General features: G+C 50.6%; 25 protein-coding genes. 11 read left to right on the top strand and 14 right to left on the bottom strand.

Features of this window, described 5'->3' with window-relative positions:
- Positions 1-303 precede the first annotated feature (303 nt).
- The 3 genes from EPA93_RS41590 (at position 304) to EPA93_RS41580 (ending at position 4,856) form a co-directional block, all read left to right on the top strand.
- Complete coding sequence (locus EPA93_RS41590; protein WP_129893199.1) at positions 304-2,028, top strand: peptide ABC transporter substrate-binding protein; 1,725 nt, start codon at positions 304-306, stop codon at positions 2,026-2,028.
- A 741-nt stretch (positions 2,029-2,769) separates the two neighbouring features.
- Positions 2,770-3,729, top strand: a complete 960-nt coding sequence (locus EPA93_RS41585; RefSeq protein ID WP_129893198.1) for an ABC transporter permease — start codon at positions 2,770-2,772, stop codon at positions 3,727-3,729.
- Positions 3,730-3,746: 17 nt separating this feature from the next.
- Positions 3,747-4,856 (top strand): ABC transporter permease, encoded by a 1,110-nt coding sequence (locus EPA93_RS41580; RefSeq protein ID WP_129893197.1) that lies wholly within the window; start codon positions 3,747-3,749, stop codon positions 4,854-4,856.
- A gap of 172 nt (positions 4,857-5,028) precedes the next feature.
- Here the strand turns inward: EPA93_RS41580 and EPA93_RS41575 are convergent, their stop codons facing one another.
- Both EPA93_RS41575 and EPA93_RS41570 read right to left on the bottom strand, forming a co-directional pair.
- A complete protein-coding gene (locus tag EPA93_RS41575) occupies positions 5,029-5,442 on the bottom strand; it encodes a response regulator transcription factor (RefSeq protein WP_129893196.1) in 414 nt (137 codons plus the stop codon).
- 168 nt (positions 5,443-5,610) lie between these two features.
- Positions 5,611-6,039, bottom strand: coding sequence for a response regulator transcription factor (locus EPA93_RS41570; protein ID WP_129893195.1), 429 nt, complete (start codon positions 6,037-6,039; stop codon positions 5,611-5,613).
- Between the two features lie 497 nt (positions 6,040-6,536).
- Between EPA93_RS41570 and EPA93_RS41565 the strand changes: the two genes are divergently transcribed.
- A complete protein-coding gene (locus EPA93_RS41565; protein ID WP_242527240.1) occupies positions 6,537-7,556 on the top strand; it encodes a ThiF family adenylyltransferase in 1,020 nt (339 codons plus the stop codon).
- A 154-nt stretch (positions 7,557-7,710) separates the two neighbouring features.
- Positions 7,711-9,375: a methionine--tRNA ligase gene (gene metG, locus EPA93_RS41560; RefSeq protein WP_129893193.1), complete on the top strand. Its 1,665-nt coding sequence runs from the start codon at positions 7,711-7,713 to the stop codon at positions 9,373-9,375.
- A 60-nt stretch (positions 9,376-9,435) separates the two neighbouring features.
- Here metG and EPA93_RS41555 read toward each other — a convergent pair whose 3' ends face one another.
- The 8 genes from EPA93_RS41555 to EPA93_RS41520 all read right to left on the bottom strand — a co-directional run bounded on the left by EPA93_RS41555 (position 9,436) and on the right by EPA93_RS41520 (position 15,662).
- Positions 9,436-10,059, bottom strand: a complete 624-nt coding sequence (locus EPA93_RS41555; protein WP_129893192.1) for a GNAT family N-acetyltransferase — start codon at positions 10,057-10,059, stop codon at positions 9,436-9,438.
- Positions 10,060-10,111: 52 nt separating this feature from the next.
- Positions 10,112-11,119, bottom strand: coding sequence for an ROK family protein (locus EPA93_RS41550; protein WP_129893191.1), 1,008 nt, complete (start codon positions 11,117-11,119; stop codon positions 10,112-10,114).
- Positions 11,112-12,275: a tRNA (adenosine(37)-N6)-threonylcarbamoyltransferase complex transferase subunit TsaD gene (tsaD, locus tag EPA93_RS41545; RefSeq protein WP_129893190.1), complete on the bottom strand. Its 1,164-nt coding sequence runs from the start codon at positions 12,273-12,275 to the stop codon at positions 11,112-11,114. The genes EPA93_RS41550 and tsaD overlap by 8 nt, the downstream gene beginning before the upstream one ends.
- A 38-nt stretch (positions 12,276-12,313) precedes the next feature.
- Positions 12,314-12,925, bottom strand: a complete 612-nt coding sequence (gene rimI, locus EPA93_RS41540) for a ribosomal protein S18-alanine N-acetyltransferase (protein WP_207229339.1) — start codon at positions 12,923-12,925, stop codon at positions 12,314-12,316.
- Positions 12,926-12,935: 10 nt separating this feature from the next.
- On the bottom strand, positions 12,936-13,757 hold the full coding sequence (gene tsaB / locus EPA93_RS41535; RefSeq protein ID WP_129893189.1) for a tRNA (adenosine(37)-N6)-threonylcarbamoyltransferase complex dimerization subunit type 1 TsaB: 822 nt from the start codon (positions 13,755-13,757) through the stop codon (positions 12,936-12,938).
- Entirely contained in the window at positions 13,738-14,289 is a 552-nt protein-coding gene (gene tsaE, locus EPA93_RS41530; RefSeq protein ID WP_129893188.1) for a tRNA (adenosine(37)-N6)-threonylcarbamoyltransferase complex ATPase subunit type 1 TsaE, read from the bottom strand. The genes tsaB and tsaE overlap by 20 nt, the downstream gene beginning before the upstream one ends.
- Before the next feature lie 414 nt (positions 14,290-14,703).
- Entirely contained in the window at positions 14,704-15,192 is a 489-nt protein-coding gene (locus EPA93_RS41525; protein ID WP_129893187.1) for a zinc ribbon domain-containing protein, read from the bottom strand.
- A 71-nt stretch (positions 15,193-15,263) separates the two neighbouring features.
- Positions 15,264-15,662 carry a YraN family protein gene (locus EPA93_RS41520; RefSeq protein ID WP_129894805.1) on the bottom strand — a complete coding sequence of 133 codons (399 nt, stop codon included), beginning with the start codon at positions 15,660-15,662 and terminating at the stop codon, positions 15,264-15,266.
- A gap of 432 nt (positions 15,663-16,094) precedes the next feature.
- Here EPA93_RS41520 and EPA93_RS41515 point away from each other — a divergent pair, with 432 nt between their 5' ends.
- The 4 genes from EPA93_RS41515 to ruvA all read left to right on the top strand — a co-directional run bounded on the left by EPA93_RS41515 (position 16,095) and on the right by ruvA (position 19,028).
- Positions 16,095-16,820, top strand: coding sequence for an alpha/beta fold hydrolase (locus EPA93_RS41515; protein ID WP_129893186.1), 726 nt, complete (start codon positions 16,095-16,097; stop codon positions 16,818-16,820).
- A gap of 160 nt (positions 16,821-16,980) precedes the next feature.
- Entirely contained in the window at positions 16,981-17,745 is a 765-nt protein-coding gene (locus EPA93_RS41510; protein ID WP_129893185.1) for a YebC/PmpR family DNA-binding transcriptional regulator, read from the top strand.
- 39 nt (positions 17,746-17,784) lie between these two features.
- Positions 17,785-18,327 carry a crossover junction endodeoxyribonuclease RuvC gene (gene ruvC, locus EPA93_RS41505; protein ID WP_129893184.1) on the top strand — a complete coding sequence of 181 codons (543 nt, stop codon included), beginning with the start codon at positions 17,785-17,787 and terminating at the stop codon, positions 18,325-18,327.
- Between the two features lie 104 nt (positions 18,328-18,431).
- Positions 18,432-19,028, top strand: a complete 597-nt coding sequence (gene ruvA / locus EPA93_RS41500) for a Holliday junction branch migration protein RuvA (protein ID WP_129893183.1) — start codon at positions 18,432-18,434, stop codon at positions 19,026-19,028.
- 250 nt (positions 19,029-19,278) lie between these two features.
- On the opposite strand, the gene thiL is transcribed toward ruvA, so the two are convergent.
- Positions 19,279-20,328, bottom strand: a complete 1,050-nt coding sequence (gene thiL, locus EPA93_RS41495; protein ID WP_165423742.1) for a thiamine-phosphate kinase — start codon at positions 20,326-20,328, stop codon at positions 19,279-19,281.
- Between the two features lie 11 nt (positions 20,329-20,339).
- Positions 20,340-21,272, bottom strand: a complete 933-nt coding sequence (locus EPA93_RS41490; protein WP_129893181.1) for a GNAT family N-acetyltransferase — start codon at positions 21,270-21,272, stop codon at positions 20,340-20,342.
- A 181-nt stretch (positions 21,273-21,453) separates the two neighbouring features.
- Between EPA93_RS41490 and EPA93_RS41485 the strand changes: the two genes are divergently transcribed.
- Positions 21,454-22,134, top strand: coding sequence for an antibiotic biosynthesis monooxygenase family protein (locus EPA93_RS41485; protein WP_165423741.1), 681 nt, complete (start codon positions 21,454-21,456; stop codon positions 22,132-22,134).
- A gap of 120 nt (positions 22,135-22,254) precedes the next feature.
- Here the strand turns inward: EPA93_RS41485 and EPA93_RS41480 are convergent, their stop codons facing one another.
- Positions 22,255-22,692: a hypothetical protein gene (locus EPA93_RS41480; RefSeq protein WP_129893179.1), complete on the bottom strand. Its 438-nt coding sequence runs from the start codon at positions 22,690-22,692 to the stop codon at positions 22,255-22,257.
- Positions 22,693-23,144: 452 nt separating this feature from the next.
- On the opposite strand from EPA93_RS41480, the gene EPA93_RS41475 reads away from it, so the two are divergent.
- Positions 23,145-23,561, top strand: coding sequence for a VIT1/CCC1 transporter family protein (locus tag EPA93_RS41475; protein ID WP_242527239.1), 417 nt, complete (start codon positions 23,145-23,147; stop codon positions 23,559-23,561).
- A 64-nt stretch (positions 23,562-23,625) separates the two neighbouring features.
- Here the strand turns inward: EPA93_RS41475 and EPA93_RS41470 are convergent, their stop codons facing one another.
- Positions 23,626-24,666 carry a GGDEF domain-containing response regulator gene (locus EPA93_RS41470; RefSeq protein ID WP_129893177.1) on the bottom strand — a complete coding sequence of 347 codons (1,041 nt, stop codon included), beginning with the start codon at positions 24,664-24,666 and terminating at the stop codon, positions 23,626-23,628.
- Between the last annotated feature and the right edge of the window lie 725 nt (positions 24,667-25,391).

Below are 25,391 nucleotides of genomic sequence, written 5' to 3'. Positions count from 1 at the left end.
GGTGTGAGATTTGGTTTCTCTAGAGCGTAGTTATTTATAAGCCATTATATAGAGCTTCTACTTATGCCTGCGAATTTGCTGTGATTATGAACATTCACCTTTTCGACCCGCAAAACTGCCATTGCGGGAAAAAACGCGATCCTTCTGTGACTATTTGCAGGCTCGGTTCAGGATTGTTCACTTAGTATAGTAAGGAGATCGTAACAGCAAGGTTGCCCAGCAGTTTTCGCTCTTTGGGAAGGAAAACACGTATCGCTTATTGCCCAGACTGTTCATCGTCTCACGATAAGGAGTGATTATTTAATGCGATTTAGCAAGAACCTGACTATTAAGGTCCTGCCTATCTTCTTGTGCTTGATAGCCACCTTATTAGCCGCTTGTGGTAGCTCGGGAGGCTCTTCTCCCACCGGCAGCACCTCGCCAGGCTCAACAACAAAAGCACCTGATGACAAACAGGTCCTGAATTATCCAGTAGTTGGCGATATCTCCACTTTTGATCCTGCGCTGGTGCAGGATACCGACTCTAACTTCCCAGTTCAAGCAGTCTTTACCGGCCTGGTCACGCTGGATAAGGATCTCAAAGTAGCTCCCCAGCTCGCACAGTCCTGGAAAACTTCTGAGGACGGTAAGACCTGGACCTTCACGCTCAAACCCAATCTGAAATTTAGTGATGGCGCTCCGCTCACTTCTAAGGATGTTATTTATAGCATCAATCGTACCGTACTTCCGGCAACCAACTCACCCGTCTCTTACTACCTCTCTTTGCTCCAGGATTATGATAAAGTCAGCAAAGGGAAAATTCCTACCCTGATCGACGATAGTCTGCTAGCTCCTGATCCCAACACTGTAGTGATCAAGATCAACAAACCAGCGGCCTACTTCTTGCAGACCCTCTCTTATCCCACCTCCTATGTGGTAGAGAAGAGCCTTATCGACAAGTATGCCAAAAAGTGGACTGATCATCTCAACGAGGGCGGCGGCGCTGGCCCCTTCAAAGTTGAGAAATACACGCATACCACAGGCATCGAAATGATCCCTAACGAGAACTATTACGATGCCAAGCCCCAGCTCAAGCGGCTCTCCGTTCACTTCTATACCGATCAGGACGGTATGTATAAGGCCTATCAATCCAATCAGCTTGAATTTACCCCAGTTCCCCCGTCGCATGTAGCTTCTGATCGCAGCAACAAGGAGTTCCGCGAGGTTCCGCTGCTGGTCATTCGCTATGTGGCGATGAACTACCTGTCCAAGCCCTTTGACAATATCAAGATCCGCCAGGCCTTTGATCTGGCTCTCAACAAGGACCTCATCGTCCAGAGCGCCTTGAAAGGCGTGGCCAGCCCGAGCAACCATGTTATCCCAAGCGGCATGCAGGGCTACTATCCCCAGCTCACTGGTCCTGATGGCACCACCAACACGCAGGGCAATGCCGATAAAGCCAAGCAACTGCTCCAGGAAGGCATGAAGGAAGCCGGCTACGCCAACGTTTCGGCCTTGCCGCCTCTCACCCTGACCTTCTATCCGCGCAACCAGGGCTTCAAAGACGCCATTACCGCCGCCGTCCAGATGTGGCAAAGCGTCCTGGGCCTCAAGGTCAATGTCGTCATTGTCTCGCGCGCCAAACTGCTCAATCTGCAAACCGCCAGCACCAACAATGCCAACGGCTTACAGATGTGGCAAGCTGGCTGGCAGTCTGACTATCCTGATCCCCAGGACTGGCTCTCGACCTTCTTCGATAAGGGTTCAGATTATAACCAGTTCAACTATGGTCAGAATAGCTCTTCCGCCGCCAGTGAACAGCAGGCAGTCCAGCAGACGCTAGAAAAGGCCGATGTTACGCAGGACCTGACTGAGCGCATGAAGCTCTACAACGATGCAGAGCAAAAGATCATCAATGATGTGGGTTGGCTGCCTATCTGGCAGGAGAAGATCCAATCTTTGACTCGCTCCACGGTCCAGAATCTAAACATCAACGCCCAGCAGTTGATCCCACCCGATGACTGGTCCAAGATCTACATCTCTCAGTAAAGTATCTCAACCGCGCTGAGAGCATAAAAACTACCAACGAAGACGCGATGCGCACCCACTCTTGAATTTGCGGGTGCGCATTGTGGTAGATCGAGCATTGCTACCGACTTTTGCCAGCTTTATATACTAGCGCTGGTTAAGAACTGGAAACAGAGATTGCCCATACTAAACATGAGCTTTGTCAAGCACCAATACTTATCGTTATGTGAGATTTGGCCCCCTTCAAGCGTATTTATCATGATACACTTTAATGGACTTCTCTATTCTTGGGTTCTCCTAACATAAAATTTGAGTATAAAGTTTCTCATTTGAACTAATGTACTTTAGTTCAATATAAAGCGTCCCGCAGCGCTGCAAGAAAACCACGGCCATGATGCAGAGATAGTGGGCTTCGCAGGAAAGTACAGGTCTATGCCAGCAGAAGCTCATTACCTATTTTTAAGTCTATTACCCATATCTTACTGTGATCAATCATAAATAAATATAAAATATTTTGATAGAATCAAACCAGGAATTAGCTTGACAAGGTTAGAGGCGTCACATAAAATACGTAAGAATTGATCTCCGTATGTATATTTTCCTAACCATAAAAAGTGCCATATGGTGGGTACCACATCTCAACTATTTCACAGGAATCGAGCCTATTGCAAGGAAGCTATGGCAAGAGATAGCAATGATAGCTATTTCAATTAGGATGAACCGTTTACGCAACTATTTTGTGTAAACATAAAGGAGGATAGCATGGTTAAATTCCTAACTAAGAGGTTAATAGGACTGCTATTCGTGATTATTGGCGTAACGTTTATTACCTTTATTATGGGATATTTTGCGCCGGGGGACCCGATTCGCGTCCTGATGGGGGAACACTATGATCCTGTAACAGCACAGAATTTAAGGCACGCATTTGGCTTAGATCTGCCCTGGTATCAGCAGTACTTCAACTTTCTTATACATCTAACCAAGCTAGATTTTGGTAACTCATTTTATTATCAAAATCGCTCAGTTTGGGATATACTAAAGGATGGAGTTCCAATATCAGCAGAACTAGGTTTATGGGCATTGTCACTTCAACTTCTTATAGGAGTGCCCTTGGGAATCTTTTCTGCGCTTAAAGCCAATTCCTGGATAGACACAGTAAATATGGGTGTAGCGCTCGTAGCCTACGCCATACCTGTATTTATTATTGCCATTCTATGCCAGATATTGATTGTATGGCTCGACCATCATATGGGGCTTAACTGGCCGGCCACGCAATGGGGAGTGCCCTGGCACTATGGATGGTCGGATATCCAATTTAAACTGGTCCCCATCCTCGTCTATGCTGCTGCAGGATTGGCCTACTTTGCCAGGCTTGCGCGAACCAGCATGCTTGAAGTTTTACGCCAGGATTATGTACGCACAGCGAGGGCGAAAGGACTGGTCGAGAGAGTCGTTGTATATCGACATGCCTTCCGTAATGCCATGATCCCTCTAGTTACCGTTATCGGTTTCTCACTAGGTTTTCTGGTCACTGGTGCCTTCTTCATTGAGAATATCTTTGCAATTCCAGGTATCGCACGTATCACTATCAGCTCTATTAATAACCTGGATTACCCTGTTGTTCAAGCCACAACAGTTCTGCTCGCAGTTGTCGTGGTCTTCGGAAACCTCCTATCCGATATTCTTTACACTGTTGTTGACCCGCGTATCAAGGCCGAATAGAGGGCAAGAGAATACAGATGGATACGAAAGACACAAATAGAGATCATCTTCCTGAAACTGCTGCTTCAAATATTATGCTGCCCAACGCGGCAGAGCTCACCACCCCTGAGCTTATGGAGAGGGCAGACGGCATACTGGCTAGTTCTGTGCCAAAGGACCAGCAGAACAAGAAATCTCCTACCCCACTTCAAGATTCTTTGAGGAGATTAAGCCGCGATATAAGAGCCATGGTTAGCTTGGGTATCATCGTGCTCTTTTTTCTTATCGCGCTCTTTGGTCCAACCATTTACACGCATGTTGGCGGGCCTTATAAAAGCGCCCTGAATGGCGTTATCCAACCAACGCTCTATCACGATTTTGCCCACCAGGAACTCAACCGTCTGGATGAAGGGCCTTCAGGGCAGTACTGGCTTGGTACTGATAATCTGGGGCGCGACCTGTTGGCGCGTCTAATGCAAGGAATGCGCATCTCGATCTCAGTTGCGCTGCTTGTCGAAATTGTGGACGTTGTGCTTGGCGTTCTGATAGGTGTCCTGGCTGGTTACTATGGAGGCTGGATCGATCAACTCCTGGCTCGCTTCACCGACCTTATGTTCGCCTTTCCAGGCTTGCTCTTCGTCATCCTGCTCACAGGTATCTTCGGGACACAGGCCGATAACATCTTTGGCAAGTTACCAATAATTGGCGCAAACGGTAATGCGCGTCTCCTCCTCGTCTCTCTTGCCCTGGCTCTCACTGTCTGGCCTTTGATGGCTCGCTATGTACGTGGGCAGACGCTGCAAATCAAGGAACAGCAGTATGTCGAGGCGGCCCGCACAGCTGGCACAAGCAACTCACGCATTATCATTCGGCACATCGTTCCCAACCTCTTCAGCATCGTGATCATTGCCTCAACCCTAAACATTTCCAACACAATCATTAGTGAAGCAGGTATCAGCCTGCTGGGCCTTGGCGTCCAGCCTCCCGGATCTAGCATTGGCTTGATGATCTCAGATGCCAGTAACTTTCTTGACACTCATCCGTGGGAAGCTTTGCTTCCATCCGTAGTACTGGCAGTTATCGTCCTGGCTTTCTCTTTCCTGGGAGATGGCCTACGCGATGCTTTTGATCCTCGTTCCAAAGACTAGCTTTATTGTCAAGAGGAGCCGAACACCTTCAAGGTTCCGCTCCTCTAAATTTCATTTATGCCACATTAACCATCTAACGCAATAGCAAGCATCTGGAAGCAATCTACTCCATCACAAACCTTAAACCTCAATTGAACAGGGCCCTTCTGGCTGGCTGCCTGTCGGGCTGCACTTATTCCTGTGCGTGGCGTTCGATGCGCTTTATACGCGAAAGCAATCTGATGCGAGCCTGTAAATGATGCGCATCAAATGGCTTGATCACATAATCATCGGTCCCTGCATCAAAGCCCGCCACCTTATCCTGAAGCGTGGTAAGTGAAGTAAGCAGCATGATAGGAAGATGATAGAGAGAGGAATTGCTGCGTACATAGCGGCAGAGATCTAAACCATTCTCCCGGCCAAGCAAGACTTCTGCCACCAGAACGTCAGGCAGAAATGTCTCCAGGCTTTCTTTCGCCTCTGTCACCGATGCAACCCCCTTCACAACGAATCCATCACCAAGAATTTGTTGCATCCTATTATGTATGCCAGGGTCGTTTTCTACAAACAAAATGTTTAGTCTACGCAATGCCCGTATTTCACGCATTATTCTGCACTACTCGGAAGATATAAAGCGTTAAGAACTCTCACCTCAGGAAGAACCATAAAAGCTAGAGCCTCATGTTTCATGGTAATATCTGCAGCAAAGTACGTATGCATCTCTATCACCAGATCTCCATCTGATGCAGCATACTTTATATACTCTGCGCGCTTCCTAGTCCCGCTCTGCCTGGGTTTGTACCAGGTAGTCAGTACGACGCTGACGCTCTGCTGGTGTCAGCTGTAGTACTCTCTCGATGGCCTCATTCAAAGCCGTTGGCTTAAACGGCTTGGTAAGGTACTCATCGGCACCTGAGAGTAAGCCTGTCATCTGATCTTCATCGCGCGTCATGGCGCTTAGAATGATCATTGGTATATTAGCTGTGCGGGGATCACCACGTAAGCAGCGTACCAATTGATACCCGTCCATACGTGGCATCTTCACGTCGATAATCACGCAATCGGGCTGTTCGGCATGTACTCGTTCCAGCCCTTGTACCCCATCATAAGCGACGACAACACTATACGACCCTTGCAGATTCACCGCATATTTGATGAGTTCCACTATCGTCGGATTGTCGTCGATGACTAACACTTTCTTCATTGCATTCCCGCTGCTCAAAAGGCTGCCTGTAGCAAAGCCTGCTTAATGTACTGGTTACAAGTTCTCAGCATGATTATTGTATCTTTCGCATTGTAACACAGTTATGTGCTCCTGCCAACATAACTCATAGACTGTACTATTTGTTGCCGCTACACTTCGCACCCGCCACCAGGATAGACAACTTGCCGATCCACAAATCAGGCCTTTCAGGAGGTGGAGATTGAACCTTCACCCAGCCCATAAGGTATTACTCTCCAGCCGGTCACCTGAGCACTTGCATTCTGCCATATCACGTAGTCCCTCGACAAGCACAACATTTGGTTTTGCGGGATATTTCTAGTGCAGTCTCAAGAGCTCATTTGGAATGAGTAGTATACTAGAAAAGGAGGACTGTGAGGCTGGGCATCCCTTTTCTCTGACTCCGGCTGAGGAGACTGCAAAAGATATGTTAGAATACTAGGTAGAGATTCTGCATGGAGAATAAGGGAGGCCAAGCGATGCTCGACCGTTACTCACGACAAACATTATTCGGACCTATCGGGAAAGAGGGTCAAGAGCGTCTGCGTTCCGCGTCAGTCACCATCATCGGCTGCGGAGCTCTAGGCACAGTCATCGCCAACAACTTATGTCGTGCCGGCGTAGGACGCTTAGTCATAGCTGACCGCGACTATATCGAGCTGAATAATCTGCAGCGGCAGATCTTGTTTGACGAGGATGATATCGAGCGTCACTTGCCTAAAGCCATCGCCGCCGCTGAAAAACTCAGCCGTGTAAATAGCTCCGTCAAAGTAGAAGCCCTCGTCGAAGATATCAATGCCGATGGGATCGAAGCACTTGTCAGCGACACAGATGTGCTCCTCGACGCAACCGACAACTTTGAAACGCGCTATCTCATTAACGACGTCTGTGTCAAGCTTCAGCGTCCCTGGATCTATAGCGGCGTTATAGCTTCTTATGGCGTAACTATGAATATTATCCCCGGCGACACACCTTGCTTGCGCTGCGTCTTTCCCGACATGCCACTACCCGGCACAACACCAACCTGCGATACCGCCGGCGTGCTCAATGGCATTGTGGGGGTTATCAGCGGGATCGCTTCAACCGAAGCACTCAAACTTCTCTTGAATAGCCCTAAGGTAAGTCGCGATATGCTCTGGATGGATCTATGGGAAAACACTGTCGATCGCATTACGCTGCCCCGGCAGCCAGATTGTCCCACCTGCGGCCAGCATCACTATGAATTTCTCGACTCGGCTGGTCAGAGCAGCGCAACCTTATGCGGACGTAACGCTGTACAGGTACGCAGTAGCGCGATGTCAAGAGAAAAGCGTCTGGACTTTTCGACGATAGCAGAGAGACTCCGGCCAATTGGTGAGGTTACCTACAACGAATTTTTGCTGCGTTGCACTATCGATGGCTACGAAATGACCGTCTTCCCTGATGCACGCGCCATCATCAAGGGAACCGACGATGAGCAAGTCGCCCGCTCGGTCTATGCCCGCTACATCGGGATGTAATATAGCTTGTACTCAGCATGATCTGTTGCTATAATACCCATGTTAACTTCCTGCTTCTCACTTGCTACCAATCGGGGGTATGCACAGAAGGCCGGGTAGTTCCCTCCATGCAAACTCTTTATCCTTAACTTTATAGGGAGCTTAAAATATAGTCATGAATGAACATATTCTTGTCTGCGTAGCCTGGCCGTACGCGAAAAGTTCGACCCATGTCGGACAGATCGTCGGCGCATACCTGCCCGCAGACACATTTGCACGCTATCATCGCATGGCTGGCAATCATGTTTTGATGGTTTCCGGTAGCGATGAGCATGGCACGCCCATTCTTGTCGACGCGGAACGCGAAGGTATCTCTCCGCGCGAATTTGTTGCCCGCTACCATCGCCAGATTTGTGAAGTATGGGATAAGCTGGGTATGTCCTGGGATAACTACACAGAGACCGGAACTCCCAATCACTATCGTATTACCCAGGATTTCTTTCTTACGCTTTATGATAAAGGCTACATCTTTAAGGATACGATGCAGTCTCCCTACTGCCCTACAGACCGGCGCTTCTTGCCCGATCGCTATATCGAAGGCACCTGCCCGTTCTGCGGCTATACTTCTGCCCGTGGAGATCAATGCGACAATTGCGGCCATACGCTGGACCCTATCGACTTGATTGATGCGAAATGCCGCCTCTGTGGGAGTAAGACCAGCAAATTAGAGATGCGTCAGACCGAGCATTTCTTCCTGGATCTCCCCAAATTGCAGGAGCCGTTGGCAGAATGGCTTGCGCAGGGAAAAGAGCACTGGCGCCCGAACACGCTGGCATTTGCGCTGAACTGGCTTAAAGAAGGCCTGCGCGCTCGCGCAATCACGCGCGATCTTGACTGGGGCGTCCCTATTCCGCTAGAGGGCTACGAAGATAAGCGCATCTATGTCTGGTTTGACGCAGTTATCGGCTACTTCTCAGCCACTGTCGAGTGGGCTGAAAAGCAAGGCACACCCGAAGCCTGGAAAACCTGGTGGGTGCCCGGACAGACAGAGCCGCCAACCAGGATTTACAACTTTATTGGAAAGGATAATATCCCCTTCCACGCGATTATCTGGCCGGCGATGCTCATTGGTTATGGCAACCGCAATCTTCCCTATGACGTTCCAGCCAACGAGTTTATGACGATGAGCGGGGCCAAAGCTTCGAGCAGTCGTGGCAACGTTATCTGGACCCGCGACGTTCTTGAGCAGTATAGCGCTGATACGCTGCGCTACTATCTCTCAGCAACGGCGCCCGAAGGACGCGATACTGACTTTACCTTCGACGAGATGATTCGGCGCAATAACGATGAGCTGGTGGCCGCTTATGGCAATAGCGTTCATCGCACGCTGACCTTCCTGCAGAGCAAGTTCGGCGGAGTTGTGCCCCAGCCGCAGGACTTAAGCGAGGCTGATCGCGCGATCCTGGCTGAGGTGGAGCATGGATTTGAGCAGGTCGCGCACAATATCGAACAGTGCCACATGAAGGACGGCCTCAACGCGGCCATGGCTGTGGCCCGTGCCGCCAACCGCTACCTCGACGAACAGGCTCCCTGGAAGCAAATCAAGGTGAATCGCGAGGCAGCCGGCACGACGATTTATGTCATGCTACAGGTGCTTAGCGGCTTACGCGTTCTGTTCTGCCCATATCTGCCATTCTCTTCGCAAAAGCTGCACGGCTATCTGGGATTTGAGGGTGATGTAAGTAAGGTAAGCTGGAAGCTTGAAACAGTTCCGGCCGGGATTACCCTTCCTTCTCCCGCACCTCTTTTCCCCAAGCTAGAAGTGCCGGCAGCCGTATAAGGCCAGAGCAGACAAGCCAGATTCGCAAGAGCTCCGGAAGTGATTTCCGGAGCTCTTTTTCTATTGTTCTGGAGTCGATGAAAGGCGCTTGCCCATAAAAACTGCTACTTCATGCGCCAGTGGACCGGGAGGATAGAAATGTTGATGGATACTCCATATCTCCAGGCCATTACGAAGATAGAATTGGATAGCCGGGTAATTGATATTCTGCGTCTCCAGGACTATAGCCCAACAATTACGTTTGCGCGCCCAATCGGCAGCACACCTCAGCAACAAAGAGCCGATGCCATAGCGGCGAAATTGGCGTCCAACGATCAGGTCTTCGATAAGCGCCACCGAACGCCATTCCTCGACATGGAGTAACACTGCGCCAGCTACTTCAGCGTTAGCCAGCGCAATATATCCACCCTCTCCCTCCCGGAGCTGCTCCTCAACATCTTCCAGTGAATTCTCGTATTCACGATAATTTTTATAAATGGGTGGATCGACCAGCGTCTCCGTTAGTTCAAAAGCAAACGCAGGCTTATTCTCTGCGCCGGAACCATTTTCACTCCGCAGCAGGTGATTGCATTCCCGCAACGTGTAAATACGGTCTGTCTCGAAACTGTAGTCGAGTCCGTGCAGAGCAGGAGCGTCGTTGACAGTTACAGCACGCACATCAATGTGGGGTGTTTCTTCGTCCATAGACCATCCCGCCTTCTTTTCTTTTTCCTATCTTCTTCCCAGACTGAGGCTTTTATTTACCGTTCGAAGAAAACTGATATCCCGCTTTTTGGGCCCCAAGACAGGCTGCGCCAACCACGCCCGAGAAATCGCCAAGCTTCGCGCGCAAAAGGGGTGTTTTCTTAGCCGGAGCCGAGAGAGCCACCGTACGAGCGCGATAGCTAGCGGTCTCAAACAGCAGATCAACAGCTTCAACGACGCCGCCGCCCAGGATGATACAGTCGGGATTGTAGAGATTCATCACTGATCCCAGACCGTATCCTAGATATTCCGCCGCCTCAGTAACAATCTCAATTGTCAACTCATCTTTTTGCTGGATAGCATTAGCCAGTATGCCAGAACGTATGATCGTCTCGCCTTGCTTAAGCTGACGCTCGGCATCGGTTGCCAGCACCGAAGGCCGCCCATGATGTATCTCAGCCATAATGGCTCTGGTGATGGCTGTACGTGAAGCATAGGCCTCCAGGCACCCACGCCCGCCACAGCCGCAGATACGCCCGCCGGCTTGAATGACCATATGGCCTATTTCGCCCGCTGTACCTGTCAAGCCTGTATACATGCGCCCATTCTGCACAATCCCAGAACCAATGCCAGTACCTATAAAGACGCAGATAAAATTACTATAGCCTTTCCCCGCTCCGTAGAGATACTCGCCAAGGGCTGCAACCTCAACGTCATTGCCAACAGAGACAGGCTTACCCAACTGCTTACTTAACAGGCTTCCCAATGCCATATTTCGTACACCGAGATTGGGAGCATCAACAATCGTTCCAGCATCGCGATCGATCTGCCCCGCAGCGCCAACCCCAACAGCAACGATCTCGGCCCCATTGGGCATATCACCAAGGGCCGCGTTGGCCAGCTCCAGTGTACGCTGAGCCACAAATTCCTGTCCGCGCTCAGCCCGCGTGCGCTTACGGGCCGATGAAACAACCTCACCAGAGGTTATATCAATCACGGCGGCAAGCGTCTTGGTTCCTCCCAGGTCAATGCCAAGGGCATAGGCTTTTTGTTTAGGCATACGATTTCTCTCTCTTAACAAAAGGTAGGCTCAATCCAGGCTGCACGTCCAGATCAAGGCCATGCCGTTCATCACGGCACAAATGGAAGAAAGCCGCACCAGCAATCATAGCTGCATTATCAGTGCAGAACTCAATAGGTGGATAGTTAAGACGAATGTGCAACGGGGAAAGTTCTTGCTCAAGGCGAGCACGTAAGCTGGCATTCGCCGCTACCCCTCCCGCCAGAACAACTTGCTTTACCTGATATTCCTGAGCGGCAAGACGCGTTTTTACTGCCAACACATCGACAGCAGCTTCCTGGAAGCTTGCCGCCAGGAGGGATACATTAGGCAATCCATGCTGAGCCGCCAGTTCACCCATGCGTGTATACTGGCTCACTTGCTTGCGATGCTGGCTTTCTACAGCGCCTTCGGCCAGGTGGAGCATGGCAGTTTTTAGGCCGCTAAAGCTAAAATCATAGGTGCCGCGTAGCCAGGCGCGCGGCAGGCGATACGCGTTGCGGGCAAGTTTGAGCGGCTTGCCCTGCTGCTGCAATTCTGCCTCAGCATCTTGCGCCGCTTGCTGGATGGCCGGGCCACCGGGATAACCAAGGCCCAGGATACGCGCAACCTTATCAAAGGCTTCTCCGGCCGCATCGTCACGCGTACGTCCGAGCAACTCATAGTGCCCATGTTCAGGCACCAGCACCAGCTCGCTATGCGCACCTGACACCACAAGACAAAGGAGAGGAAAGACAGGATCTCCCTCCTGATAGCGCCAATCCTCGACCTTTTGCGGAGCTACATCTTTGCGCAGCCAGTTTGCATAAATATGGGCCTCAAGATGGTTAACGCCGAGAAAAGGCAAATTACAGGCCAGGGCCAGGGTCTTACCCACCGTCAGCCCTACGAGGAGCGATCCAGCCAGCCCGGGTCCATAGGTTGCCGCAACCGCATCAATATCGGCCCACGTGCAGCCACCCTGCTCCAGGGCAGTCTCAACTACTGGAATAATCGTAGCTAGCTGCTGTCGAGAAGCAACCTCGGGTACAACCCCTCCATAACGATTATGGATCTCTATTTGAGAAGCTACCACGTTTGAGAGCAGATAACGCCCATCCTTAACGATAGCAGCTCCGGTCTCATCACATGAGCTTTCGATACCAAGTACCAGCATAGTAAAAATTTCCTGCGTTTATAGTCTTCAGAAAGCACCTATTGAGCTTCCAGCTTCTGCATCAGTCTCGCTTTCAAGTCCTGAAATTTTTGCTTATAGCTGGGAGAATTGATTTCGTCAGTCCACATAATTAAGGCATCTTCCTGATTATCACTATAATAGCGATGGCGCAGTCCTGCCTCCCGAAAACCATATTTACGATAGAGATTCTGTGCAGTATAATTTGAGACACGTACTTCGAGCGTTACCCATTTCGCCCCGATATTATAAGCAATATCAATTAAGCTCACTAACATAAACTCACCCAGCCCCAATCTCCGGTAATCTGGATGCATCGCAATAGTTGTTACATGAGCCTCATCAACCATGAGCCATAAGCCAGCAAAGCCAATAATCGAGGCAAGTTCTGGCGCCGGGACCGTGATAGTTGGACGGCTGGGCAAGAGCGAAAGTGGAAAGAGGCGATTTTTTCGCGGCTTCTCTGCTTCCTGCTGAGGCACGACCGAACGCTCCTCTGTAATCTGTTTATCGCGTAAGACGATGTAATGAGCCCAACGATTATCCTGTAGCTCCTTACGATATGCGCTCGGAGGCCAGGTCGATGGATAGGCTAGACGCTCAATCTCGATGACGCGAGGCACGTCTGACATCGTCATTCGTTCAATGACGTAACGCACCCTCTTCCCTTTCTGTCTGACTTTGACCAGTGGCAGCAGTGCCAAGCAGCGGCTGCTTTCGCTTGCTGGTCGTAATAGATGGACGCCGCAAATAAAGTGGCTCTAGCAGCAGAGGATCATCCTCTTGCCCTTCATTTAAGCGCTGCATGGCAAGCATGGCCAGGGTAGAAGCAGAGCGCGTCGCCTCTAGATTACCGACGAAGAGGCCATGTCCTTGCATAGAGGTACTCAGGGCCTGGCGAGATAACAGGCTTATCTCACCACAAAAGAGAAAGGCTGGCACCTCACCTTCATCAACAATGCCCGTCCAGGCCTGCGCCTGCTGCAGCAAATAAGTTGCTAAGTCCTGCGGCGTCTGCAATAGATACTCACTGAGCCGTTTCATATTGTAGGCAATATCATTCTCTCTACGCAACTTTTCCCCTACATAGCAAGCGGCATATAATTCAGAACGGCCCGCCTCAAGTACTGCACACACAGGCCCTGGCCATTGCTGTTGTTGCGCGGCAATAATATCAAGCGTACTCACGCCAAGCAGAGGCTTCTTTAAGGCAAAAGCCAACGCCTTTGCCGTAGCCAGGGCTACGCGTACGCCATTAAATGATCCAGGGCCAGTGGCCACAGCCACAGCATCTATCTGCTGCAAGGTCAACTGGCTTTGGGCACAAAGCGCCTGGATATGTCCCAACAGCTCAACGCTATGGTTATTAGCCACGTGCCAGGTATGTTCGCCATGCAATGCATCCTCTGAGCACAACGCAACGCTGGCCTGGCGCGTGGAGGTATCAAGAGCTAGCAGTAGCATACGTATTCTTCTGGAACTGCTGTAACAGTTCGCAATAGCGTGTACCTGTTGCCATAAATAACAGGCCACGTTTGGTCTCACTCATTATTTTCATACGAATCTGTAATCGCTCGGGCAGCCAGATTCCATCGGCCTTACCCGCCCACTCGACTACACAAACTCCAGAACCATCGTTATAAAAGTAGTCATCAAAGCCCAGGTCGAGAATTTCTTCCGGCTCATCCAGGCGGTAGAGATCAAAATGGTAGAGCGCAGGACCAACATTCAGTTTTCCAGCTGGCATTACTGCAGGCCTGGGCTGTCCCGCATATTCTTTGAGCAAGGTAAACGTCGGGCTACTAATCGTCTCGCTTATCCCCAAACCTTGCGCCAATCCCTGTGTAAAGGTAGTCTTGCCTGTCCCTAACTGCCCATCAAGAAGCAGGAGCTCGCCCCCCTGCAAAAGTCCACCCAGGCGCATAGCCATACGTTGTGTCTGGGCTGAACTATGGCTGATAATATCAAGTGTTGCTTCTTGCAATTGCCCACTCACGCTCGTTTTAGCCTTATACAAATACTACCTGGTACTCTACACAAACCCCTCTACTAGTATCTACGCTCTGGACAAACACTTTCGCATATTCTGGTACTTCTGTTGTCCAATTGGTCTGCAAGCCACCAGGAATAGTCTAAACCTGACGCCCCTACTCAAGCTGGCAGATGGAATAGACACTTATACCTCTAAAGAAAAGCAACAGGCTCTATCATGGGTGAAAATCTCCACCCGCCTGCCACAAGATAACGGGATCGCTCATAAGCCCTGTCAGAGCAAGCGCTTCTCTCTGCAGCATACTTCTAATACTGTAGACAAGCATGCTCTGACTCACACCCGGGCTGTAGCAACTAACAATGGTGATATTCATTATAGCATACGACTATGCTATAACGTAGCTGTTGACCCTGTATTTTAGCGCAATTTTGCACCACAGCTGCGGCAATAGAGCGCGTTGGCACGCAGAGGGCTTCCACACTGTGGACAATTATTTTGAGCCTGCGCACCAGGCTGTGCAGCGTTCCCCGGCGCCGGAGGCGGCGTATAGGGCGCCGACGATACAGGAGGAGGGGAATAATTTGTAGTTGGAGCCGGGCCGAATTGATCTGCAGGATAGGCTTCCTGCTTAATATCTACCAATTGCGCCTCGCGCTTCCTGGCATCATTATCCAGCTCTAAAATGCTTGCACACAAGCGCGATAGCTGTGGATCGCTTAACGAACCCTGTGTATAAAGATTCATAGCTACCAGCCCCAGCTCGTCTAGCAGCTGCCGACGCTGCTCCAAAAGTTTATCCAGTTCACCTTGCTTGCCGCGAAGGCGGAGCTGTCTCTGCGCCTCCCAGCTTGTACGGCTTACCGCTGCATTCACAAAGTTCTTCGCATTTTCCACAAAATCGCTCATGATCTGCCTCCGTTTTATATTTCCGGTGCCTGCACACCTGACCTATTTTAGAGTATCTGCTGCGTGCTTGTCTATTCAATCGTTGCATGATCATAAACACGAATTTCCGTAAGCCTGCCACTCTTGCTGAGCTGCACAGCAACCACGTCAATACGCCATGACCGCTCATCACACACGTGCGAACCAAGGTAGTAGGTAGCAGCCCGCTCAATCCTCTGCCATTTACGCCTCGTTATGGCTTCCTCCGGCAGGCCGTAATCTGTCCCGCGCCTCAATTTTACTTCGACGAAGACCAGATCCTCTCCTTGCTCGGCGATGAGATCAATCTCACCATACTGGCAGCGATAGTTCCGCTGCAGGAGAGTATATCCCAGGCTAATCAGTCTTTCAACGGCTAGGCTTTCACCTAGATAACCAAGCTTCTGCCTGGCCTTTCCAGCGATACCCCGTTTTATCCCCTGGCTATCCATCAAACCTCGCGCTCCTACTATCAGTAATTACGTTTAGCTACCAGCTAATGTTGTGGCTATTTCCCTCAAGTTCAGGGCCTTATGGCTGGAACTCTTCTCAAACAAGATTAGCCATTTACTATATAGTATCACGTACACGATGGGCGTGAAATAGGCAAAAAAGATAAGGAACACCGCTATTCCAGGATCATTCCCTTTGTATGTAAATACCTTACTCCGCTAGCGGATGGGCTTGGCGCAAAGGAAAGATGATTAGCAGGTCTGGCTCTATTTGCCGGGAGTTCCTCCAACGGAATATAATACTGAAGCCTGATAGCAGTCAGCTTGAGCTGTCAGGCTAGAATTTGCTGCCAAGCTATAGGTGGCAGGTTCGTAGCGTATTTTTTGTTCAAGAAAGCTTATCATTGCAGATGAGAATACGAGGGAGATTTGATGAACAAAGCGCTTGTTTTCATCCATGGGTCAGGGGATAATGCGCGCATCTGGCGTTTCCAGACCAGCTATTTTCAGCAGCAGGGGAGACAAGTAGAGGCTCTTGATCTGCCGGGGCATGGCCTGCGCCCGGATATTTTTGCTGACCCTGAGGTGGCTATCGAGAACTACGCTCAGGCGGCACACGAGATTATCATCCGAGAATTACACCTTGAGCGCCCAGTGATTGCCGGGCATTCATTGGGAGGCGCGATCGCGCTTATGCTAGCCTTGCAATACGGCACAGAGCTTGGAGGGATCATTTTAATTGGCACAGGAGCCCGTCTACGCGTTTTACCGGCTTTACTCGACGAGGCAAGACAAGCTCCTCAGCAGGCCCGCCAGCGCCTGGCCGAGCTCGCAGTCATCCCAGAACATCTCTCGACGGCTCAGGCAACTCTACGGGAACAGCCTTCCTCGGGACCCAGTATGCTCTATCGCGATCTGTCAGCCTGCAATAACTTCGACGTTATGTCACGCCTATCTGAGATCTCCTTGCCCACGCTCATCATCTGTGGAGCTGAGGATCGCCTGACTCCGGTTAAATACAGCGACTACCTGCACAAGCATATTGCCAGCTCCAGCTTGCACATTCTTCCTCAGGCTGGGCATTATGTCATGAGAGAGCAGCCAGAAGCAGTAAATCGCACAATTGAGGAATGGCTCGCACAGATAACGGAGGTTTGAAAGTGGGTTACGAGCCGGCCGCGCTACCCTGGCCCCCTCTCGACGCTCTACATCCGTTCGTGTTACAATAGCATAGCGCCAAAGCAATTCGCAGATAAAGGTCTGCTTAAATAGCAGCATTATGTATAAAGCAATTCATTAAGACAAAGGGAGCAACGATATGTCAGGTCATTCAAAGTGGGCACAAATTCGTCGATCTAAAGGCGTTAATGATGCACGCCGTGGACAGCTTTTTACCCGACTAGGACGTGAAATCGTTGTCGCCGTACGTGAGGGTGGGAGCGGTGATCCCAATGCAAATTTCCGCCTGCGTATGGCAGTGCAGCGAGCACGCGATGCTAACATGCCCATGGATAACATTGAGCGTACCATCAAGCGCGCACAAGGAGGCTCAGAGGGTAACAACCTTGAAGAGATTACCTACGAAGGGTATGGTCCAGGAGGCACCGCTATCCTTGTGCAAACGCTCACGGAAAATCGTAACCGTACCGTCGCTGAGGTGCGCAACGCCTTCAACCGTAACGGCGGGAACATGGGTGAAAATGGCTGCGTCGATTGGCTATTTGAAGCCAAAGGCATTATTGAAGTAGAGTTGGCAGGCCACGATCCTGATGAACTCTCCCTTGAGGCTCTCGATCTGGGTGCAGATGATGTAGAACCTGTCACCCCCGATGACGAGACCATCACTATCTACACAGACCCTTCGGATGTGGAAAAAGTCCGCCAGGCCCTGGAAGGCAAGAAATACAAGGTCCTGAAATCTGAGAGTACTATGGTTCCTAAGACCAGAATCGATCTTTCTGACGAAAAAGCCGCTCACCAGGCGATTCGTTTAATCGAAAAGCTTGAGGATCTTGATGACGTGCAAAATGTCCATACCAATGCCGACTTCCCAGAGTCATTCGCCGCCTCCTATCAGGGCTAATCAGTAATATGTTGGAACAGAACATAGAAAGATATCGCAATGGGTAATGTACTCGATCTTAAGCATTCGCCCGGCCCGCGTATCGCGCTGGGCATTGATCCGGGTACAGCCATTGTCGGTTATGCGGTAGTTATGGCCAGGGGAAGTGAGTTGCAGATGCTTGCCTGCGATGTAATCACAACCCCAGCCAAAATGCCGCTGGCCCAGCGCTTGCAACATATTTATGAAAGCCTGAGTGCAATCGTTGCCACTTACAAGCCGAATGAGGCGGCTATGGAGGAGCTCTTCTTTGCCAAGAATGCTCGTACGGCCATGACCGTTGGACAGGCTCGCGGGGTTGCTATGCTTGCGCTGGCGAATGGTGGGCTCTCAGTCGCCGAATATACTCCTAAGCAGATTAAGCAGGCGGTGACCGGCTACGGCGCAGCCAAAAAGGACCAGGTGGGTGAGATGGTACGTATCCTGCTTAAGCTTACTGCCGTACCGCGTCCCGATGACGCTGCCGACGCTGCTGCTGTGGCAATCTGTCACTTAAATACGGTACCCTACGTGAGCCATCTCGCGAGCTACGGCAAACTATAACGATATACAAACACTTTATCCCTCCATAAAGCTTGTTAGTCACTCCTACAGGCGAAACGGCGTTACTGCTTATAGTTAGACAGAAGAGGTATAAGTTCGGAGCGATGATTACCAGTATTCACGGCAAACTTGAAGCATGCAGAGCAGATCATGCAATTATTCGTACAAGTGGTTTTAGTATTCGCGTCTTCGCTCCGGCCTCAACGCTCAATCGCCTTAGTGAAGCGGGGGCCGAAGTTTCCTTATACACGCATTTTCATATGCGTGAAGATGGGATGTCCCTCTATGGCTTTAGCAGTGAGACAGACCGCGATGCCTTTGAGCAGCTCATTGGAGTAAGTGGGGTTGGTCCCAAAGTAGCCCTGGCTTTGCTTTCTGTGATGGACGCGCCAACCTTGTATAAGGCTATTGCCGATGAGGATCAACAACGCTTAGGCCTGGCTCCCGGCGTCGGCAAGCGCCTTGCTGCGCGCCTTATTCTTGAATTAAAGGGCAAACTGCCGGTTCTGGCAGCCTCGACGGGAGCTATCTCCTCATCGCCATCGGCGGGTCGTATCCAGGCTGAGGCGCTGGAGGCCTTGCTCGGGCTGGGCTTCTCTAACGCTGAAGCTCAAGCCGCGCTGGCCAAGATCCCACAGGATCAGGCCATGACCTTAGAGCAACAAATTACCTTCGCCCTCCGCACTTTCTCGCGTCAATAGCTCCTAATCATCTCTTTACCCTTATCAGGTAAGGTAAAGTTAAGGCGCGCCGGCAGCAGCAGAGCAGCGGAGAAGCCAGCCGGATGCTTGCGGGCTGCTACCTCAATTGTCAGGAAACACAAATAGCTAGCACTGACAGAACATAGGGAAATCTGCTCGCCTATGTTCTGTCAGCCAACAATTGCGCTGAGGGAGAGCTAACCTTAGCGCTTTCCTTCATGGGATAGAGAAAGCAGGCTGTGGGCAAAGGCTATTTTTCTGCGGCTGGTCTCTCAAGCGACGCTTTCAAGTGATCCCAGCTTTTGCTGGCCAAACGTTCCTCGCGCTGATTCGAATAGCGCACCTTCATTCCGTCCGGCGCTGGCAAAATCACGCCGATTGGCGTCACCGGCGTACCTGTCGCTGATTGCACAGCCTCACTCACAAGTTGTTCAGAGCCGGGGGCAACCGTAAAGAGCAACTCGTAATCCTCACCGCCATGTAAGGCCCAGTCCAAAGGATCGCGCAATGTATGGGCCGCGATAGCCCGCAGGGCAGGAGAGAGGGGCAAGCGCTCAGCTTCAATAAGCGCTCCTACCTGGCTGCGTGTACAGAGATGTTCTAAATCGCCACTCAGGCCATCGCTGATATCAAGCATAGCCGTTACTACGTTGGTTCCTAGTTGGCTCAGAATGCGCCCCTCGTGCACACGTGGATTCGGCGTACGATGGCGCTGGCGCACAACTTCTTGCGCCCGGGCAGGATAAGCAGGATCTGGATGCAGCAAAGTGTAGAAGCCGGCCGCCGAATCGCCAGGGGTCCCTGTGACAAAAAGTATATCCCCAACCTGGGCACCCGAGCGCATCAGCACGTGGCCGCGCTCTACGGTACCAAGCAGCGTAATATCGATAATCAATTGCGCGGCCTGACCAGTTCCCGCCACATTTCCCCCCACGAGAGCCGTATTAAAGCGCGTGGCCTCCGCACGCAAACCAGCATAGATGCCTTCCAATACGCTCAAAGGCAGCGCAGGAGGCAGAATAAGCGAGATCAGCGCATAGCGCGGCTCCCCTCCCATAGCCGCGATATCGCTTAGATTGATAGCCAGGGCCTTGCGGCCAATCTGTTCAGGGGAGGAAGTTTGCAGAGTGAAATGCACTCCTTCAACCTGGCTATCACAGGTAGTGAGCAATAAAGCCTCGCTCTGCAAATCGAGAACTGCACAATCATCGCCAACCCCGAGCAGCACATCAGCGCGCCCAGGCAGGTGGGCAGTCAGGCGCTTAATCAGCTCAAACTCGCCCAAAGTACCAATATTCAAGCCCAGCCTCATTATTTCAATAGCATGCGCTCGGCTTCAATATAGGTAGGTCCTGTCTCTATGAAACCAAGCCGATGATACAGATTGACAGCAGGAATGCCTAGCGTCACATAGAGGAGCGCGGTTGCATAGTCAAGATCATGCAAGCGCCGCATAGACTTGACGGCAAGAAACTGACCCAGGCCGACATGCCGGAAAGCAGGGGCCACCACCATATGACGAATACGGGGCACGCCATGCTCAAGATGGACAAGAATAGCCCCAACCAGATTGTAGCGATCAAGACTATGCTCAACGACAAAACAGCTTTCAGGAATGAATGGACCAAAACGGCCTTCCTGAATAGCGCGCACCTCGGCCCGCCAGCCCGCGACATCAGGATGCAGGGAATCGGGCCCTCCCGCGTAAGCTCGCTGTAGCAAAATCCCTACCTGCTCGCCATCATCAGGCAGCATTTCACGCACGCGCAGCGAAGCTGGCAAAGGAAATAACGGCACCATCAGGTCAGTCGAAGCCGTCATACCGGTGCGCCGGCGCAATTCCTGAAATCCAGCGCCAGCAAAAGAAGCGATATAAGCAGCAGAATATGTAGCTTTAAGATGACGCACATCAAGAGCAGCCGAGCGCACAAGAGCCTCAGATACCACCTGTGCTGCCACACTGCCCCCCGCTTCAGGCAATAAGACCAACCCATCCAATTCAGCGGTATTGCCATAAGCGAAGAAACGTAAGCGTCCCACAGGAGCCTCATCACGCCAGAGCAGATAGCGCTGGGCCTGCAGATCGGGATTTTCTTCTTTATAGCGAGCGATCTGAGCATCCTCCGCTTCAAAAGTTACCTGATCAGCACTGCGCCGCGTCACAGAAACCCAGATGGCCGCATCTTCAGCTCTTGCGGGTCTCCATTCTACAGTAGTACCACGAATCGCGTCAGGGTCAAGCATTTTTACTTCCTCCCGGTTGATGTGCAGAAATTTTTTCTGTAATGAGCAGTATAGTGGGCATTCTACCTTCTGTCTAGATTCACTTTTCCATAGGTACGTGAGCTCATATCGTCACTATTGCGCAGATAATTAGCTTATGCTATGCTATCCACACCTGAAACAAGCAGTTTTTTTTATTTTTATGGTAAAAATTATGGAATTATTGGTAGTTACATTGGCCTATACTCACCCGGGAAGAGATGCTGACGTCACAGCTCGCGTGCGACAAGTAATCGATACTATTCGCAATGCGCCGGGACTTGTTACTTCACGCAACTACCGCAATAGAGGAAAGGAAACCTACTACTTTTTATTGACAACGTGGGAAGATGAGGAGAGCTGGCATAGGGCTCAGGAGCGCTATAATCCAAAGAATCTCTTGCTCACCTCTGTCGCCGAAGCCCTGACGGCAGTACCAGAACAATGGCTTATGCGCTATATCTGGGGCTACAGCCGTCCGGCCGCAACCCCTTCCATAGCAGCTGCCCATCTCACCAATGTGCTGCCTGAACAAGTTGAGTTCGCCCAGCGAGGCTGGATCGAAGGCCTGCGGCGCCAGGCAGCCCAGCCCATGCTTGCCTTTGCCTTTCTGGCCCGCGGCTTAACCGAGACTACCATCACAACCAGCGACCCTGCGGCTCCCAATGCTCCCAGTACCCTACATACCTCTTATCACGATAGCCCTCTCTTGCTCAACCTTTTCAACTGGTCCAGCGAGGCAGAAAGAACTCACTTCTACGCCGATCCCAATTATCAGGCAGTCAGCAAATTTGTGGAGAGCATAGGCGCCGTCAGTATTCTACCCCTGGAGCCAATATCCTGAGCGCTCTGCACACGCACTTACCTTAAAAATGGCCCACTCTCTTGCCGCGCTAGCAAGAAAGCCAGGCTGTTTTGGCCTGAAAAGTGCTTTGTCTGCCATATAGCTGGGAAGGTAGCTATTTCAATCAGAGGATGTTTCAGCCACAGGTCGATCATAGTATTTCTTTAATTCGGCCTGAAAAAAGGCCCGATCCGACCACATCTCTTTGGTGAAGCTATGATATTCTCCATCGCACTCAGGCGCCGATTTAGCACATCTGCGGTGCTCCTGGAGCCGAAAACGAATGGTATCATCGATGATTTCAATCCACATATGGCGCCGGGTTGTAAGCGTTCCCCATCTAAGGAGCAGCATTGTATCGTATTCTTCAATACGTCCTCGCCACTTGAGCAGATTTTTATTGATCCCCTGCAGCATCTCGGCAAGGCCGCTTTCCTGCAAGACACGTTTTGTATTTTTACGCAAGGCCAGCCGCCGGGCCATCTGATCCTTCGCCTCGGGATCGCCCTCTGCCTCTAGCAGCTTTTCGTCATGTTCCTGACTCGTAGCAACTACCACCTTTCGTTACAAGTAGCTTGCGAACTATACCCATATAACTATAGCACATAGCATGTAGTAGTGGAGCTTTTCGCCCTCGCGCGACGCTCAGCAAGATCTCGCTCCGCTTACTCTCCAGCGTCCCGCTAACGCACTTGACACGCATGAGTATAAGTTGTACAATCTCCCCAGTGAGAATGAGAATAATTATCATTATTAGTATCACCTAAATTAGGGCACACTAAATTAAGGTAACCAATCTATCGATAGACTGGATAATCCAAAGCCAGCAGGAGTTTTTTTATGCAAAAAAATGGAAACGCAAGCGCAATCGACACGGAAAGCACAACGGATCAGGCAGAAAAAGCTCTAGCCCCCAGGGCATCAAAGGAATAATCAAAGCATTAACAGCGCATGATACTTCATCTACAGACTTCATCCTGCGTGTAGTACAGCCAGGGCTAGCAGGCCTGATGGACGGCTCAGTCTCGACGCTGGCCCCTATCTTTGCCACGGCCTTCGCCACGCAACGACCATTTACCGCCTTCCTGGTCGGCATAGCTGCAGCTACCGGAGCGGGTATCAGCATGGCATTTTCCGAAGCGCTCTCCGATGATGGGGTACTCACTGGGCGGGGAAATCCTATTGCCAGAGGAGCAATTACAGGCATTATGACCTTTATTGGAGGCGCCCTACATACCCTACCGTTCCTGATAAACCACCTTCAGCTAGCCTTACTCACGGCCTATATCATTGTTGCCATTGAGCTCATCGTCATCGCAGCTATCAGGCATCGTTACTTCGGCACAAGCTGGTTACTCTCCATGATTCAAGTAGTGGGCAGTGGCGCGCTGGTCTTCCTGGCGGCCCTGATTTTTGGCAACGCCTAAACGAAGCCGGTTTGCCACCAGAATACCTTCACAGCGCATAAAGTAGCGAGAGGATGGCCCCGCCCTATTTAAATTCGGCGAGGGCATCCTCTTCAATAAAGTAGAACAGATTTCGACCCAGGTAGCTAGCTTTACTAAATGAAGGGGATGAATGTAGCGAGTGAGGATAATCTTGACGGGACTTACTCCATTGAGACGAGATGTGAAAAACATTGTTGGAAGATTGTTTAGCGTGTCGCTTCGCCTCAGCGGCCAGAGTCCCGATCTCATCGAAGCTAGGGGAGCAACGTATTTGATCACTAACTACGCCAATTGAGAGAGAAACTAAGGGGAACTGATATGGCCTACCTTTTCGATCAACTCCACTAATCGATCCACGCTCCAGATCTTCCTTACGATACAGTGTAACGCTTTCTTTCTTGTAGAGCTCAAGAATATGCCGGTAGAGGATCGTTGCCCGCTCTGGCGTGGTGACAATCACGAAATCGTCACCGCCAATATGGCCAACGAAATCATCGATATTGCCATAGTCGTACACCACACGCTGGCAGATTCGCCCTACGAGCATAATCATATCGTTGCCAGCAAGAAAGCCATAGACATCGTTAAAGGCCTTAAAGTTATCAAGATCGAGGTAAAGAATACTCCAGGGTTCCAGGCTACTTAATTTGTAGTCAATGGCTCGTTCGACCTGTAAACCACCGGGAAGTTGAGTAAGAGGGGAAAGGGAACTTTGTTGCATACGCTGTAATTGCCTGCGCACACGCGCCATTAGCTCTTCAGAGGTAAAAGGCCTGGTAACGTAACTATCGACGCCAAACTCAAAGGCGCGTACCTCGTCGGCAGTTGAGCGACTGGCATTCACGACGACAATCGGAATATGCATGCTCTTAGGATGAGCCCTCAAGCGCCTGACCACCTCATAGCAATCTGTCCCCGGCAGCATAAAGTCGATGATAATGAGATGTGGTATTTCGCGTAGAGCAAAATGTATAGCATCTTCGCCATTGAGGACCATGATGGATTGATACTCTTTAATACCGAGAGTCTCCTTGAGCAGCCTGGTTATTGAGCCCTCTCCCTCGACGACTAAAATACTATACATGTGTGCTCCTGCCTCTACATTTCACTATACACACCAAGTATACCTCTTGAAAACCGCATCGGCTACTACGTTTCTCCACTGCCAGCGAGGTTATTAAAACCTGCTTACCTTACCCGCTACAGATACAACAGTACAACGAAGATCGCTATTACGCAAGTCACAAATTTTGTTAAAACATAGGCACCCCGGGACGTAATAGTATCTCTGCAAACTGTTTTAACCGTATTCCAATTTTAAGGAAGCTGGCAGCAGCATACTAGCCAATGCCGCTAGTGTGCCATGACGAAAAGGACCTGACGAGATCCATCCCCCAGAAGGACATCGCGCAGGATGAGAGAAGAAAGAGGCTCGCTACGAAAATAAAAATTTGCCTTGCCCCTTATTTTCTTCTCGAATAAGTGATTATCACCAGGAAGATGACTTAGCACCGGAATAGAAATACGCGAGATGGGAATGGATAGTCCTCCATGCGACACACGGATACACGACACCAAAGACATACTAAAAAATAGGTATATAGATGTCATACTCAGTATAACACTCTTCGGCCTCCATGCAAAGGGCTCATCAAGTTGATTATATATTTCGTAAGAAATTGGCCCGGATCTCACACAATATGACTTTTGGGTGCTCTCAAGCCAGGCCACGCTTGCCATTCGCTAGGTTTTCTCGTAAAAAGTTGACGCCTGACTTCTCCTGAGATAATATAGAAATCAAGTTGCAAG

Origin of the sequence: Ktedonosporobacter rubrisoli, assembly GCF_004208415.1 — a bacterium.
Lineage (GTDB): Bacteria > Chloroflexota > Ktedonobacteria > Ktedonobacterales > Ktedonobacteraceae > Ktedonosporobacter > Ktedonosporobacter rubrisoli.
This window is presented reverse-complemented; position numbering and strand designations above follow the sequence as displayed.

Excerpts from the sequence above, each read along its gene's own strand:
- EPA93_RS41590 (WP_129893199.1), top strand. The coding sequence starts at position 304 with ATGCGATTTAGCAAGAACCTGACTATTAAGGTCCTGCCTATCTTCTTG.
- EPA93_RS41555 (WP_129893192.1), bottom strand. The coding sequence starts at position 10,059 with ATGGACGAAGAAACACCCCACATTGATGTGCGTGCTGTAACTGTCAAC.
- tsaB (WP_129893189.1), bottom strand. The coding sequence starts at position 13,757 with ATGCTACTGCTAGCTCTTGATACCTCCACGCGCCAGGCCAGCGTTGCG.
- EPA93_RS41510 (WP_129893185.1), top strand. The coding sequence starts at position 16,981 with ATGTCAGGTCATTCAAAGTGGGCACAAATTCGTCGATCTAAAGGCGTT.
- tsaD (WP_129893190.1), bottom strand. The coding sequence starts at position 12,275 with ATGCTGGTACTTGGTATCGAAAGCTCATGTGATGAGACCGGAGCTGCT.
- EPA93_RS41470 (WP_129893177.1), bottom strand. The coding sequence starts at position 24,666 with ATGTATAGTATTTTAGTCGTCGAGGGAGAGGGCTCAATAACCAGGCTG.
- EPA93_RS41570 (WP_129893195.1), bottom strand. The coding sequence starts at position 6,039 with ATGAAGAAAGTGTTAGTCATCGACGACAATCCGACGATAGTGGAACTC.
- EPA93_RS41565 (WP_242527240.1), top strand. The coding sequence starts at position 6,537 with ATGCTCGACCGTTACTCACGACAAACATTATTCGGACCTATCGGGAAA.
- rimI (WP_207229339.1), bottom strand. The coding sequence starts at position 12,925 with ATGTCAGACGTGCCTCGCGTCATCGAGATTGAGCGTCTAGCCTATCCA.
- EPA93_RS41575 (WP_129893196.1), bottom strand. The coding sequence starts at position 5,442 with ATGCGTGAAATACGGGCATTGCGTAGACTAAACATTTTGTTTGTAGAA.
- metG (WP_129893193.1), top strand. The coding sequence starts at position 7,711 with ATGAATGAACATATTCTTGTCTGCGTAGCCTGGCCGTACGCGAAAAGT.
- EPA93_RS41490 (WP_129893181.1), bottom strand. The coding sequence starts at position 21,272 with ATGCTTGACCCTGACGCGATTCGTGGTACTACTGTAGAATGGAGACCC.
- EPA93_RS41485 (WP_165423741.1), top strand. The coding sequence starts at position 21,454 with ATGGTAAAAATTATGGAATTATTGGTAGTTACATTGGCCTATACTCAC.
- EPA93_RS41580 (WP_129893197.1), top strand. The coding sequence starts at position 3,747 with ATGGATACGAAAGACACAAATAGAGATCATCTTCCTGAAACTGCTGCT.
- EPA93_RS41525 (WP_129893187.1), bottom strand. The coding sequence starts at position 15,192 with ATGAGCGATTTTGTGGAAAATGCGAAGAACTTTGTGAATGCAGCGGTA.
- EPA93_RS41515 (WP_129893186.1), top strand. The coding sequence starts at position 16,095 with ATGAACAAAGCGCTTGTTTTCATCCATGGGTCAGGGGATAATGCGCGC.
- EPA93_RS41550 (WP_129893191.1), bottom strand. The coding sequence starts at position 11,119 with ATGCCTAAACAAAAAGCCTATGCCCTTGGCATTGACCTGGGAGGAACC.
- EPA93_RS41585 (WP_129893198.1), top strand. The coding sequence starts at position 2,770 with ATGGTTAAATTCCTAACTAAGAGGTTAATAGGACTGCTATTCGTGATT.
- EPA93_RS41520 (WP_129894805.1), bottom strand. The coding sequence starts at position 15,662 with ATGGATAGCCAGGGGATAAAACGGGGTATCGCTGGAAAGGCCAGGCAG.
- EPA93_RS41475 (WP_242527239.1), top strand. The coding sequence starts at position 23,145 with ATGGACGGCTCAGTCTCGACGCTGGCCCCTATCTTTGCCACGGCCTTC.
- ruvA (WP_129893183.1), top strand. The coding sequence starts at position 18,432 with ATGATTACCAGTATTCACGGCAAACTTGAAGCATGCAGAGCAGATCAT.
- ruvC (WP_129893184.1), top strand. The coding sequence starts at position 17,785 with ATGGGTAATGTACTCGATCTTAAGCATTCGCCCGGCCCGCGTATCGCG.